10 protein-coding genes and 1 tRNA gene are annotated in these 13,151 nt (G+C 61.9%); 9 read left to right on the top strand and 2 right to left on the bottom strand.

The features are described from left to right. Positions 1 to 30: 30 nt before the first annotated feature. The 3 genes from FJ951_RS23925 (at position 31) to FJ951_RS23915 (ending at position 2,136) form a co-directional block, all read left to right on the top strand. Entirely contained in the window at positions 31 to 444 is a 414-nt protein-coding gene (locus tag FJ951_RS23925) for a cytochrome c (protein ID WP_140517716.1), read from the top strand. An 89-nt stretch (positions 445 to 533) separates the two neighbouring features. After that, complete coding sequence (locus FJ951_RS23920; RefSeq protein WP_140517715.1) at positions 534 to 1,046, top strand: RidA family protein; 513 nt, start codon at positions 534 to 536, stop codon at positions 1,044 to 1,046. Between the two features lie 289 nt (positions 1,047 to 1,335). Further along, positions 1,336 to 2,136, top strand: a complete 801-nt coding sequence (locus FJ951_RS23915) for a class I SAM-dependent methyltransferase (RefSeq protein ID WP_140517714.1) — start codon at positions 1,336 to 1,338, stop codon at positions 2,134 to 2,136. A gap of 66 nt (positions 2,137 to 2,202) precedes the next feature. Here FJ951_RS23915 and FJ951_RS23910 read toward each other — a convergent pair whose 3' ends face one another. Then, positions 2,203 to 3,741, bottom strand: coding sequence for a winged helix-turn-helix domain-containing tetratricopeptide repeat protein (locus tag FJ951_RS23910; protein ID WP_140517713.1), 1,539 nt, complete (start codon positions 3,739 to 3,741; stop codon positions 2,203 to 2,205). Between the two features lie 127 nt (positions 3,742 to 3,868). Here FJ951_RS23910 and FJ951_RS23905 point away from each other — a divergent pair, with 127 nt between their 5' ends. The 6 genes from FJ951_RS23905 to FJ951_RS23880 all read left to right on the top strand — a co-directional run bounded on the left by FJ951_RS23905 (position 3,869) and on the right by FJ951_RS23880 (position 12,822). Beyond that, positions 3,869 to 4,330, top strand: a complete 462-nt coding sequence (locus FJ951_RS23905; RefSeq protein WP_140517712.1) for a cupin domain-containing protein — start codon at positions 3,869 to 3,871, stop codon at positions 4,328 to 4,330. 199 nt (positions 4,331 to 4,529) lie between these two features. Beyond that, positions 4,530 to 5,231, top strand: a complete 702-nt coding sequence (locus tag FJ951_RS23900) for a haloacid dehalogenase type II (RefSeq protein WP_140517711.1) — start codon at positions 4,530 to 4,532, stop codon at positions 5,229 to 5,231. Between the two features lie 358 nt (positions 5,232 to 5,589). Next, positions 5,590 to 7,848, top strand: coding sequence for a class I SAM-dependent DNA methyltransferase (locus tag FJ951_RS28905; protein WP_140517710.1), 2,259 nt, complete (start codon positions 5,590 to 5,592; stop codon positions 7,846 to 7,848). Then, positions 7,845 to 9,158, top strand: coding sequence for a restriction endonuclease subunit S (locus FJ951_RS23890; protein ID WP_140517709.1), 1,314 nt, complete (start codon positions 7,845 to 7,847; stop codon positions 9,156 to 9,158). Before FJ951_RS28905 ends, FJ951_RS23890 begins: the two co-directional genes overlap by 4 nt. Further along, a complete protein-coding gene (locus tag FJ951_RS23885) occupies positions 9,155 to 9,742 on the top strand; it encodes a hypothetical protein (protein ID WP_140517708.1) in 588 nt (195 codons plus the stop codon). Before FJ951_RS23890 ends, FJ951_RS23885 begins: the two co-directional genes overlap by 4 nt. A gap of 8 nt (positions 9,743 to 9,750) precedes the next feature. Next, positions 9,751 to 12,822, top strand: coding sequence for a type I restriction endonuclease (locus tag FJ951_RS23880; protein ID WP_140517707.1), 3,072 nt, complete (start codon positions 9,751 to 9,753; stop codon positions 12,820 to 12,822). 13 nt (positions 12,823 to 12,835) lie between these two features. Here the strand turns inward: FJ951_RS23880 and FJ951_RS23875 are convergent. After that, a tRNA-Arg gene (locus FJ951_RS23875) sits at positions 12,836 to 12,912 on the bottom strand. Positions 12,913 to 13,151 lie beyond the last annotated feature (239 nt).

Raw genomic sequence — 13,151 nt, 5'->3', positions numbered from 1 at the left:
TTCACCCCGTATCCCGCGAGGCATCCCATCATGAGCAGCTCCTTCAAAAGACCCTGCGGTCTCATCGCCGCCATGGCCGCCGCCATGGCGTTCACGGCTCCCGGCGCGTTCGCCGATTCGGCCGGCGTCACGTTCAGCCAGGGCGATACTTTCACCGAAAAGGACGGCGCGGCGCTCTATGCCAATGTCTGCGCCGCCTGCCACCTGGACAAGGGGCAAGGCGCGGTCGGCGCCGGCCACTATCCGGCGCTGGCCAAGAACAAGAACCTGGAGACCGGCGGCTATCCGGTAAGCCTCGTCCTGCACGGGCAAAACGGCATGCCGCCGGTGGGGCAGATGATGAGCGACGACCAGGTCGCGGCCGTGGTCAACTATGTCAGGACGCATTTCGGCAACGACTACAAGGATGCCGTGACGGCGCAAGACGTGAAGGATGTCCGCTGATTGCGGATGTCGCCCGCACATGCGGCACCGCAAACCGCGCGGCGGGCATTTTGGCGCTCGCCGCCCTCTCGAATGGAAGGAAACGGGTCATGAAACCATCGATCGGGAAATCATGGATTGGGGCCGCCGTGCTGGCGGCGGGAATGCTGGCGGCCGGCGCGGCCGTGGCCGACGACGTCGTTCGCCACAAGATTCCGAATTCGGATTTTCCGATCCTGCGCGCCGTCGAGGTGCCGGCCGGCAAGACCACGGTCTATCTCAGCGGCGCCGTGCCGTCGGTCATCGACGAGAAGGCGGACAAGGCGACGGTCGCCGCCTATGGCGACACCGAGGCCCAGACCGGCTCGGTGCTGAAGTCGATCGACAAGACGCTGGCCGATCTCGGCCTGAAGATGGGCGACGTCGTCAAGATGCAGGTCTTCCTGGTCGGCGATCCCGCCAAGGGCGGCAAGATGGATTTTGCCGGTTTCATGAAAGGCTACACGAAGTTTTTCGGCACAAAGGACCAGCCGAACCTGCCGACGCGTTCGGTGGTGCAGGTCGCGGGCCTCGCCGGCCCCGGCTTCCTGGTCGAAATCGAAGTGACCGCCGTGCGGCCCTGAAGCCGGGGCGTTCGGCCAGCCCGTCGAGCCAGGATGCCGAACGGGCTGGCGAGGCGCGGATCTGGCGGGCCGCGAACCGGGGCGGCTGAAGCGGCCTCGCTCGCCCAGGCACCCACCGAAAGGCGGAGCCGGGCGATGTTGACCCGCCAGTGAGGGCTAAACCGCGCGGAGCCCACGCCCAGGCACTAGCCATTCGTCGAAGGCAGGTTGCGCGATCGCGGACGGAAAACCGCCTCACACCTTTCCCGGAATTGCCCTAGCCTCGCCTCTTCAGCGCAGGGAGAGCGAGATGACCTCAAGTTTCACCGTTCATGACGCCAGCGGATATGAGCAGCTCATGGGCCGCTGGAGCCGCAAGCTCGCGCCCAAATTCATCGACTTCGCCGGGCTTGCCGGTGGCGAAAAGATCCTCGACGTCGGCTGCGGCACCGGCAGCCTGACGTTCGAGCTGGCGAAATCCGCCGAGCTCGCGGCAATCGCGGCAATTGACTTTTCGCCCGTCTTCGTCGAGGCGGCGAAGCGGCGCAACACCGACCCGCGCATCGAGATCCAGCAAGCCGACGCCACCGCCTTGCCGTTCGCCGACGATGGTTTCGACCGCGCGCTGGCGCTGCTCGTGCTCCACTTCGTGCCGGAGGCCGGCAAGGCGGTGGGCGAGATGCGCCGCGTGGTGCGGCCGGGCGGCGTGGTGGCGGCCGTCGTGTGGGATCATCTCGGTGGCATGCCCGGCATGCGCATGATGATCGACACGGTGGCCGCGCTCAGCGAAGGCGGACGCCAGATGCGCAGCCGCTATTGCTTCCAGCCGATGATGCAGCCGGGCGAAATGAAGCGGACTTTTGTCGAGCAGGACCTGGCCGACGTGACCGAAACCGAGCTGATGATCCGCATGGACTACCGGGACTTCGACGACTATTGGGCGCCGATAGCGGCCGGCGAAGGCCCGCTCGGCAAATACATGATGACGCTCGATCCAGCCGAGCGGACGCGCAGCGAGGCCGCCGTCCGCGATGCCTATGAGGCCGGCCGGCCGGATGGCGCGCGGTCGTTTGCGAACGTTGCCTGGGCTTGCAGGGGCGTGGTGCGGTAAGGGCGCCGAAGAACCGCCCGTCCGCCATCTGCCGCCCAGGCCGGTCTCCATGAAGACGCACCGGCGCTATTGCGGCAGACCGGCGGCCTGCAGCGCCTCGCCGAGGCATTGCGCGACCGCCGGGGCGCAATGTACGGCGGCGAACTGCCGACCGTAGCGAAACGTCGGATGCAGCTCACGCACCCGCGCCGCTGCCGCCATCGCCTCGTCCAGCCGGCCGAGCTTGGCCAAGGCGGCGGCCAGTTGCACATAGGTGATGCTGTGGGCGGGATTGGCCTGCACCGACCTGTATGCGGCACGGCAGGCCTCGCCGTAGCGGCCGCGCAGCAGATGGCTCATCGCCTGCGCGTCGAAGGCGGCGAAGGCCCAGGGGTCGAAGGGGCTGAGCCGCATCCCGCGCTCGCTCCACGCGATGGCCTGCTCCGCTTCGCCGCTCCAGCCGAGGATGACGCTGCCCAGAATGTAGGTCAGGGCGGATGACGGGCTGACGGCAAGCGCGGCTTCCAGGGCGGTGAAGGCGGCCTTGCGGTCATGTCCATCCATGCCGATCGAAAACCCCGCAAGGGTAAGCGCGGCCGCGTCGTCCTGTCCGTGCAGGATGGCCAGCCGGGCATGGCGTACCGAAGCCTCGCGATCGGCTTCCTGCAAGCCGGCGCGAAGGAACAGGCAATGGTGGCACATGGCGGCGTTGCCATGGGCAAGCGCATAGGTCGGCTCGAGTTCGATGGCGCGTTCGAGCAGCACGAGCGCCTGCGTCACCCGCTCGGGCATGCCGGAATCCACGTCCGGCTGGGCGCGCAGCACGAGGTCGTAGGCATCGAGACTGTTGGGGCGCTTGCGCCTCACCCTCTCGATTTCGACACGCCGCAGGCTGGGCGCGATCGCGCCGACGGCCGCCAGCGCGATCTCGTCCTGCAGCGCGAAAATATCGGCGGAGGCGCGGTCGAAGCGCTCGGCCCATATGTGGGCGCCGGTCGAGGTGTCGATCATCTGGCCGGTGACGCGCACGCTGCCGCCGGCCCTGCGCACGCTGCCTTCGAGCACATAGTGGACGCCGAGCTCGCGGCCGACCTGCTTCACGTCCACCGCGCGCCCCTTATAGGTGAAGGAGGAGTTGCGCGCGATGACGAACAGCCAGTTGATGCGCGCCAGGCCGGTGGTGATGTCGTCGACGATGCCGTCGGCGAAATAGTCCTGCTCCGGATCACCGCTCAGGTTCGAGAACGGCAGAACCGCGATCGAAGGCTTGCCGGGCCATGTCAGCGTTGCCGCCTCGGGGCCGAGACCACCGATCGCGACCTCGGGCCCGACATAGCGATAGCCGTGCCGCGGCAGCGTCTCGATCCAGCTTCCGCCGCCGGCCGCGCTCTCCAGCATGCGCCTGGCCGCCGCGATCTGCACCGTCAGATTGCTGTCCTCGATCGCTTGGCCCGGCCATGCGGCGTCGATCAGCGCCTGCTTGGGAACCGGCTTGCCCGTGCGTTCGACAAGCAGCGCCAGCAGCGCGACGGCCCGTTGGCCGAGCGGCGTCGGCTGGTCACCGTGGAACAGGATCCCGGCTTCGCCGTCGATGCGAAAGGGGCCAAAGGCGAGGCTCGTTGCCATTCCCGAAGGAGATACCGTTTGCAATCTTTTCGCAATGATTTCGCAACGGCTTCACGACTGGCCGGCCGGGTAGAGGCATCCTGTGCCGGTGGCTGCGGGAAAAAGCAGCGAACCGATGGAGGATCAAATGAGCGCCGCCCCTGTCATCCGGATGCCCGACGAGAACAAGGGGGTCATGCTGCGTGGCCAGCCGATGGTGTTTCTCGTCACCGGCAAGGATACCAGACACACGAGCATGTTCGACTGGACCATACCGGCCGGCTTCGCCACCGGCCTGCATATCCATCGCGTGCAGGAAGAGACCTTCTATGTGCTTGACGGCGAATGTGTCTGGCACGTCGGCGCGCAGGTAATCCGGGCGACGCCGGGCACCTTCCTGTTCATTCCGCCCGGCGTGCAGCACAACATCACCAATGTCGGCGAAAAACCGGCCCGCGTGCTGATGACCGTCTCGCCGCCCGGGCATGAGCACTATTTCGAAGATCTTGCGAGGCTCGCCGCAAAGGGCTCCCCGGATCCGAAGGCGGTTGCCGCGCTGCGGAACCGCTACGACACCGACCAGATTTCTACGTTGACGACGAGTGCATAGGCGCAGTTGGTCGACAGGCGTAGTTGGCCTGCCTCCGGCGCAACTGTGACCTCCGGTGGCTGCGATGTCCGGACACAGCGAAGATGATCTCCACGGCCGAGAGGTGGCCCTCCAACGCGGGGAACCCTGCATCTGGATAAAAGCGAGCAGTGGTCTAATCTCCCTCGGGATTCCGACGTCTTTCGCAGGGGATACCCGAATGGCACTTGGCGGACCGCGCCCGACTTGGCTTACTTTCGACTGCTACGGCACGCTGATCCAATGGGATGAAGGGCTGATGGCCGCGATGGAGACGATCCTGTCGCGCAAGGGCCGCAGGATCGAGGCGCAGACATTCATCCCGGTCTACGACCGGCACGAACACCAGCTCGAGCATACCAGGCCGCACCTCTCCTTCGCCGAGGTGACGGCCAAGGCGCTGCAGCTGGCGATGCGGGATTTTTCGCTGGAAGCGGAAGCCGGCGACGCCGAACTGCTGACATCCTCGATCGGCCGCATGCCGCCCTTTCCGGAGGTCGTCGCGACGCTGCAAAAGCTGAAGCAAGCCGGCTTCAAGCTGGCGATCATCTCCAACACCGACGACGCCATCATCGCCGGCAATGTCGCGCAGCTGGGCGGCGCCATCGACCGGGTCATCACCGCGCAACAGGCGCAGGCCTACAAGCCGTCGCGGCAGATCTTCGAACACGCCTGGCGCACCCTTGGCGTGACCAGGGACGAGCTGGTCCACATCTGCGCCAGCCCGCACCTCGACCTGACCGCCGCACGCGACCTCCACTTCCGCGCGGTCTGGGTCGATCGCGGGACGGGACGACGCCCGCCGGCGGATTATGAGCCGGACGCGGTGGCGCGGGGGCTGGATGATGTGCCGGGGGTTTTCGGGCAGGCTGGGTGGGTTTAGGGGGTAGCTGCCTCTCGTTGTCGGTCGAGGTGATGAGGAAATTGCCCGCTACCTCTTCCCACCGCCTCGTTCATGTCCCATAGGCCAATGGCAATCTAACAACTGGAAACGCCGGCAGCACCCTGGATACGGGCGCTATCCGATCACCAAGCTGGAGTGCCCGCTGGTGGAGCGGGAGCGCGTCCGAGGTGGAGATTAACCGCGAAAAGATGGCAGCGCACGGGCCGCAGAGCGCGTCAAAATTCGGTAGCTTCATACCAGTCGACGCCTTGACTTGTTGGCCGGCGGTGGATTCTACCTTCAAACTCAGGGGAGCATGCAACCCTGAGTTCGAGAAATCCGAAGGCGAATCTCTGATATGAATATCCAGGCCCACGAGAATCTGAAGGCTACCATTTTGGAAATCGCCAATCGGCTGCGCGGCCCATATCGCCCGCCACAATACCGGCTCGTCATGTTGCCGATTGTCGTGCTGCGCCGACTGGATTGCGTTCTGGAGCCGACCAAGAACGCCGTGCTCAAGGAACACGCCAAGCTCACCGCGCAGAAGAAGCCGGAAAGCGCGATGGACACCCTCCTCAGCAAGGCGGCGGACCCGAAGCGCAAGAAAACGAGGCTTTACAATACCAGTCCGTTCACCTTCCAGCGGCTGCTCGGCGATCCCGAGAATATCGCGCCCAACCTAGTCTCCTACATCAACGGCTTTTCGCCCACCGCACGCGCCATCTTCGAGCGGTTCAAGTTCACCGACCAGATCGAAAGGCTCGACGCCAGCAACCGGCTGTTCACCATCGTAAAGGCGATGGCCGATGTGGACCTGCACCCCGACCGCATCGACAATTTGCAGATGGGATATCTCTTCGAGCATCTGGTAATGCGCTTCAACGAGCAGGCCAACGAAGAGGCCGGCGACCACTTCACCCCGCGCGAGGTCATCCGGCTGATGGCGAACCTCGTCTACACAGGCGAGCAGGACGTCTACACGCCCGGTATTTATCGAGAAATCTACGATCCAGCCTGCGGCACCGGCGGTATGCTGTCGGAATCCGAGAAGTTTATCGTTGGTGGCCCAGAAGACAATCTTGGCCAGAATAAATCGGCTAACCTCGCCCTATTTGGACAAGAGTACAATGACGAGTCCTGGGCCATCTGTTGTTCGGACATGCTCATCAAGGACGAGGACACGAAGAACATCGTGCTTGGCGATACGCTGGGCGACGGCAAGACCCGCGATGGCTTCGAGGGTAGGCAATTTCACTACCTGCTGGCCAACCCGCCATTCGGCGTGGAGTGGAAGGACCAGCAAAAGGTCGTCGAAAAGGAACACAAGGAGTTGGGCTTTGCGGGACGCTTCGGCGCCGGGCTGCCTGCGATCAATGACGGCTCGCTGCTATTCCTCCAGCACATGATTTCCAAGATGCACCCTTACAAGGAAGGGGATGAGAACGCCGTCGGCTCCAAGATCGCCATCGTCTTCAACGGCTCGCCGCTGTTTTCTGGCGACGCCGGGTCCGGCCCATCGAACATCCGCCGTTGGATCATCGAAAACGACTGGCTCGACGCCATCGTGGCGCTGCCCGATCAGCTTTTCTACAATACCGGCATCTTCACCTATGTCTGGCTTGTCACCAATCGCAAGGCCCCGGAGCGGCGCGGCAAGGTGCAGTTGATCGACGGCACCCGCTTTTTCAAGCGGATGACGAAGAGCCTCAACAACAAGCGCAACGAGATCACTGACGATCAGATCAGCCAGCTCACCCGCATCTATGGCAATTACCGGGATGGCGAGATGGCGGACGTGCGGATCAACGGCGATACCGAAAAGCGCGTCGTTTCCCGCGTCTTCGACAACCGCGAGTTCGGCTTCCTCAAGGTAACGGTAGAGCGCCCGTTGCGCATGAACTTCGAGGCAACGGCGGGGCGTATAGCCAAGCTGGACGGCCAGAGCGCCTTCATCAATCTCGCCACCTCGAAAAAGCGCAAGGATGAAAAGGCTGCCGCGCGCGAGATCGCGGAAGGGCGCGAACAGCAGGATGCCATCCGCGTCGCGCTGGCAACGCTCGAAGCCAAGGGCCGCTATATGGATCGTGAGGCATTCGAGGCCGACCTTGACCGCGCCGCCCAGCGCGCCGGGATCAAAGTTCCCGCGTCGGTCAAGAAGGCCATCTTCGCCGCGCTGGGCGAGCGCGACCCGGATGCAAAGGAATGCCGCGACAGCAAGGGCAGACCGGAGCCGGATGCCGAGCTACGCGACACCGAGAACATCCCGTTGCCTAAAACATTCAAGATGCCAAGGGCATTTTTGGAAGCGGTTGGAAAGCTCGGGAACTCCGAACATAAAGGGGCGAAGCTCCCCATGTTCTTTGGGCCGGATAAGCCAAACGAACACCTTGTCACGGCGATGACGCCGGCGATCGATGCCTATATGGCGCGCGAGGTGTTGCCCCATGTGCCCGATGCCTGGGTGGATTACGACAAGACCAAGATCGGCTACGAAATTCCCATCAACCGGCATTTCTACGTCTACGAGCCGCCGCGCCCGCTGGATGAGATCGAGACCGGCATCACCGTGCTGGAAGGCGAGATAGCTGGGCTGCTGAAAGGGCTGGTTGCATGACAACCGTGCCCGAAAAAGTGGAGCAGGCATACGGTCGCCTCCCTGCTGGATGGCGGCTTGAGAAGCTCAAGTTTTTCGCAGATGTGCGCAACAGCAACGTGGACAAGACTATTGCCGATGGCGAAGAGCCGGTTCGCCTCTGCAACTACACGGACGTCTACTACAACGACCGGATCACTCCTGACCTGGAGTTCATGCAAGGGTCCGCAACCGAAGCGGAAATCGAGAAATTCCAACTCAAGCGCGGTCAGGTGATCGTCACCAAGGACAGCGAGAGCTGGGACGACATCGGTATTCCGGCACTCGTTGCCGAGGACATGCCGGGTGTTGTCTGCGGCTATCATCTTTCGGTCTTTGAGCCGAATGGCGTCGATCTCGACGGCGGCTATCTCGCATGGCTTTGCCGTTCCGAACCGCTGAACGATCAGTTCAAGCTTGGGGCAAATGGCGTCACGCGCTTCGGGCTCGGACAATATCCGATGAAGAATGCCCTTGTCGCGCTCCCACCCCTCAAAACCCAGCAGCGGATTGCGCGGTTTCTGGATGAGAAGACGGCGCGGATCGACGGACTGATCGAAAAGAAGCGCGCTCTTCTGGACCGACTGACCGAAATGCGTCAGGCCCTCATCACCCGCGCCGTCACCAAGGGCCTCGACCCCGACGCCCCGATGAAACCCTCCGGCATCGACTGGCTCGGCGACATCCCGGCGCATTGGGACGTCAAGCGGCTGCGTTTCCTGGGTTCCACTCGTTATGGCCTCGGAGAACCCCCCGCGCAGGATGCCGATGGTATACCATTTATTCGAGCTACCGATATCTATCGCGGAAAGGTCGACCTAACGAGCGTACAACGTGTTGCACGCGATGACGTCCCTTGGCAGCGAAACCCGATTCTTAAGGCGGGCGAAATTCTGGTCGTAAGAAGCGGTGCCTACACCGGCGATAGTGCGCTCGTGACTGACGATATAAGCGGTTTTCTAGCCGGCTATGACATGGTCTTCACGCCTCTGACGGTGCGTCCCGAGTTCTTGGCCTTTACACTGCTCGCAAAGTTTATGGTTGAAGGTCAAATACTTCTCGCTAGACAACGGGCCGCACAACCGCACTTGAATGCGGAAGAGCTAGGCAACTTCATCTGTGCGGTTCCACCAATCGACGAGCAGGTAACTATGTCTGAACGCTTGCGCAGACATGTCGACGATATCGAGAAAACTTCGTCAAAAATCTCCAGCTCTATAGACAGTCTTCATACTTACCGGTCCGCAGTCATCACGGCCGCCGTCACTGGACAGATCGCAGATTTGGCATGACACTCGACGCATCCAGTTACTTCGACCACATCAAGGCCTACATCAGCGACGAATACATCATTCATCGCGGCGATGGGGGCGAGATCGTCCTTCGTGAAAAGTACTTCCGTGAAGGCGAAACCAAGAAGACGACACGGATCGTGCGGTTGCACTACAAGGGCAAGGCCTTTGCCATCAAGCTCGATGGCCGCAACAATCCGCTTTTCCACTTCCTTGATGACAACGGCAAGGAATGGTCGAAGCGATGCGACTTCGTCGTCTTCCAATGCTTCAACCGGAAGGTGATAGCGTACTTGTTCGAGTTCAAGACGAAGAGTCTGGATCCAGGTTCGATCATCGACCAATTAAAGTCTGGCGCGCATTGGTGCGCCTGCCTGCGTAAGGTCGTAGCTCAATACACCGGTGACAGCAGGCCGCTGAAGGTCAAAAAATTCGTGCTGACAGAAAACAATAACCCGGACAAATACCTAGATGCGGCCAATAAGTATCTCGCTCGCGATCCGTCTGTTCGTCACTATCATTATGATGACGTCGAGGCGCTGGGGCTCGACGAACTTGAGAATGAGTCCATAAATACGGTTTGAGGGGCGGTATGTCGGGGCACACCGAACATGATTTCGAGGCGGCGATTGAAGCCGGGCTGATCGGCGCGGGCGGCTATGCCAAGCGCGCGCCTGCTGCCTATGACGAGGCTCTGGCGCTGTTCCCCGACGATGTCACCGGCTTTCTGAAAGACAGTCAGGCGGCAAAATGGGGGCAGCTTGAAGCGCTGCTAGGAGCCAAAACCGAAGCGACGGTGCTCGATAGCCTCACCAAGGAACTCGACATCAAGGGCACGCTGCACGTTTTGCGGCACGGCTTCAAATGCTACGGCAAGACCTTCCGGCCGGCCTATTTCCGCCCGAACTCGGCAATGAACCCCGAGGCGGCCCAGAACTATGCCCGCAACCGACTGACCATCACACGGCAGGTGGCCTTCACCTCGGCGATGAAAAAGGCGGACGGCAAGAACCGGCGCTGCATCATCGACGTGACTTTGGCCGTCAACGGCCTGCCGGTGGCGACGGCCGAACTGAAGAACCCGTTTACCAACCAGCGCGCGGCCGACGCCGTGCGCCAATATTGCGATGCCCGCGACGAGCGCGATTTGCTATTCGCCTTCAAGAAGCGCGCGCTGGTGCATTTCGCGGTGGACCCTGACGAGGTGTGGATGACCACACGGCTGAAAGGCAAGGAAACGGTGTTCCTGCCCTTCAATCGGAGCAATAGTCACGGTGCTGGGAATCCGGCCGTCGAGGGCAACTGGAAGACCCATTATCTTTGGGATGAGGTTCTGCAGGCCGATAGCCTATTGGACATCCTCCAACGCTTCATGCACCTGGAAGTGAAGGAGCGGCAGGTCAAGACCGACAAGGGCGCGCGCACCATCACCAAGGAAACCATGGTCTTTCCGCGCTATCACCAACTCGACGCGGTGCGGAAGCTTGTCTCTCATGCACAAGCTAACGGATCGGGGCGAAACTACCTTGTCCAGCACTCGGCGGGATCGGGCAAATCCAACTCCATCGCATGGCTGGCGCACCGGTTGTCGAGCCTCCACGACGCCAACGACGAGAAGGTGTTTCATTCGGTGGTGGTCGTCACCGACCGGCGCGTTCTCGACCAGCAATTGCAGAACACGATCTATCAGTTCGAGCACAAGACCGGCGTGGTCGAGAAGATCGACGAGGACACCCAGCAACTTGTTCGCGCCCTATCGAGCGGTACACCCATCGTCATCACGACGATCCAGAAATTCCCCTTCATCGCGCAGGCGCTCGCCACGCTGGAAAAGAAGGGCAGCGCCGTGAAGATCGACACGGCGGGCAAACGCTTCGCGGTGATCGTGGACGAGGCGCATTCCTCACAGAGCGGGGAGACGGCGACCGCGCTGCGCGGGATGCTGAACAGGGAAGGCATCGAGGCGGCGATTGCCGCGCAAATGTCGGACGAAGAGGATGACGACCTGTCCGAGGAGGCAAAGGAGGCGATCCTGCGCGCCTCTCTGAAACGGGCGCGTCAGCCGAACCTTTCCTTCTTCGCCTTCACCGCCACGCCGAAATTCAAGACGAAGACGCTCTTCGACGAGCCGGGGCCATCCGGCACATCGCCGTTCCATGAATACACCATGCGGCAAGCCATCGAAGAAGGCTTCATCATGGACGTGCTCCAGAACTATACGACCTACAAGCGCTTCTTCGGCCTCATCAAGCAAGTGGAGAACGACCCGGAAGTGCCCCGCAAACAGGCGGCCAAGGCGCTAACACGGTATTTGGAATTGCACCCGGTCAATATCGAGCAGGTGGTTTCTGTCATCGTCGAGCACTTCCGCCTCTACGTCATGCACGAGCTTGGCGGGCGCGCCAAGGCGATGGTTGTCACCGGCTCGCGCCTTGCCGCCGTCAAGTACAAGCTGGCCTTCGACCGCTACATCAAGGATCACGGATACTCTGGCATCCGCTCGCTGGTTGCCTTCTCCGGCAGCGTGGAAGACCCGGACGATCCCGGCTCATCCTATACCGAAGTATCGATGAATGATGGTCTCGCCGAAAGCGAGTTGCCGGAAGCCTTCGAGCGCGACGACTACCGTGTGCTTCTGGTCGCTGAGAAATATCAGACGGGCTTCGACCAGCCGCTTTTGCAAACGATGTATGTGGTCAAGCGGCTCGCCGGCGTGCAAGCTGTGCAGACGCTCTCCCGGCTCAATCGCATGGCCCCCGGCAAGGCGCGTACCTTCGTGCTCGACTTCGCCAACGAGGAAGATGACATCTACAAGGCGTTCAGGCCCTATTATGAGGCGACGCCCATCGGCGAGAATGCCGATCCGCACCGCCTGTCGGAATTACAGCACAAGGTATTGGAATGGGCGATCTTCTCACCCGACGACGTCAATGCCTTCGCCGAGGTTTGGTATCGGGGCAAGCGCGATCATTCCGCCACCGACCATCGATTGATGAACGCTGCCCTCGACATCGTGTTGCAACGGTTCCTCGAAAAAGACGAGGGGGAACAGGACGAATTCCGGGGCCAACTCACCGCTTATCGCAATCTCTATGCCTTCCTCTCGCAGATCATCCCCTATCAGGACAGCGAGCTTGAAAAGCTCTACGCCTTCGTTCGCAACCTGATCGCCAAGCTGCCCCTGCCCGGCGATGGGCGGGGGTTCGCGCTGGACGACGAGGTTGCCCTCCGCTTCTTCCGGCTCCAGCAGATGACCGAAGGCTCAATCAACCTGGACTATGGCGAGGCCGATCCTCTGAAAGGCCCGACCGACGTGGGCACCGGGGGGTTCTCGGAAGATGGGGTGACGCTTTCCTCCTTGGTCGCGAAACTGAACGAGCGCTTTGGCACTGATTTCACCGGCGCCGATCAACTCTTCTTCGACCAGATACGCGCCAGCGCGGAAGAGGACGAAAAGATCGTGGAAGCCGCCAAGGCCAACACCCTCGCCAATTTCTCATCGTATCTGGAGCGGATGCTCGACGAGCTTTTCATCGACCGCATGGAAGGCAACGAGGAAATCTTCTCGCGCGTGATGACCGACAAGGAATTCCGCTCGGCAGCACATGAACACCTTGCAATGGAAATCTTCAAGCGCGTGCGCGACCGGAAAACGGCAGAGTGACGCGGGAGGGGAATGGCGCACCCGACAGGATTCGAACCTGTGACCTCTGCCTTCGGAGGGCAGCGCTCTATCCAGCTGAGCTACGGGTGCTTCCCGGCGGGCCGGAAAACGAACCGGGTGAACCGGCAAGTCACGGCTTCTTAGCGGAAGCGGGCGCGGGCTTCAACGGGCAATTGGAGATTGGCGGTTTCCAAAGGTTCGCCTCGCGGGTGGTGCCCCGTCGCGTGCGGCGTTCCCCCTCTCCGTCTCGGCTTCGCCGAGCCATCTCTCCCCCGCCCTTGGCGGGGGCGAGGAACTTGAGCCCCTCACTGCCCCGTCTCACCCTCACC

The sequence above is a fragment of the Mesorhizobium sp. B2-2-3 genome, from assembly GCF_006442405.1.
Lineage (GTDB): Bacteria > Pseudomonadota > Alphaproteobacteria > Rhizobiales > Rhizobiaceae > Mesorhizobium.
Note: the sequence above shows the minus strand (reverse complement) of the source record. Positions and strands in the feature narration are given on the sequence as shown.

What these genes read in the sequence shown, in the direction of transcription:
- FJ951_RS23880 (WP_140517707.1), top strand. Translation starts at nt 9,751, where the DNA reads ATGTCGGGGCACACCGAACATGATTTCGAGGCGGCGATTGAAGCCGGG.
- FJ951_RS23915 (WP_140517714.1), top strand. Translation starts at nt 1,336, where the DNA reads ATGACCTCAAGTTTCACCGTTCATGACGCCAGCGGATATGAGCAGCTC.
- FJ951_RS23900 (WP_140517711.1), top strand. Translation starts at nt 4,530, where the DNA reads ATGGCACTTGGCGGACCGCGCCCGACTTGGCTTACTTTCGACTGCTAC.
- FJ951_RS23920 (WP_140517715.1), top strand. Translation starts at nt 534, where the DNA reads ATGAAACCATCGATCGGGAAATCATGGATTGGGGCCGCCGTGCTGGCG.
- FJ951_RS23910 (WP_140517713.1), bottom strand. Translation starts at nt 3,741, where the DNA reads ATGGCAACGAGCCTCGCCTTTGGCCCCTTTCGCATCGACGGCGAAGCC.
- FJ951_RS23925 (WP_140517716.1), top strand. Translation starts at nt 31, where the DNA reads ATGAGCAGCTCCTTCAAAAGACCCTGCGGTCTCATCGCCGCCATGGCC.
- FJ951_RS23890 (WP_140517709.1), top strand. Translation starts at nt 7,845, where the DNA reads ATGACAACCGTGCCCGAAAAAGTGGAGCAGGCATACGGTCGCCTCCCT.
- FJ951_RS28905 (WP_140517710.1), top strand. Translation starts at nt 5,590, where the DNA reads ATGAATATCCAGGCCCACGAGAATCTGAAGGCTACCATTTTGGAAATC.
- FJ951_RS23905 (WP_140517712.1), top strand. Translation starts at nt 3,869, where the DNA reads ATGAGCGCCGCCCCTGTCATCCGGATGCCCGACGAGAACAAGGGGGTC.
- FJ951_RS23885 (WP_140517708.1), top strand. Translation starts at nt 9,155, where the DNA reads ATGACACTCGACGCATCCAGTTACTTCGACCACATCAAGGCCTACATC.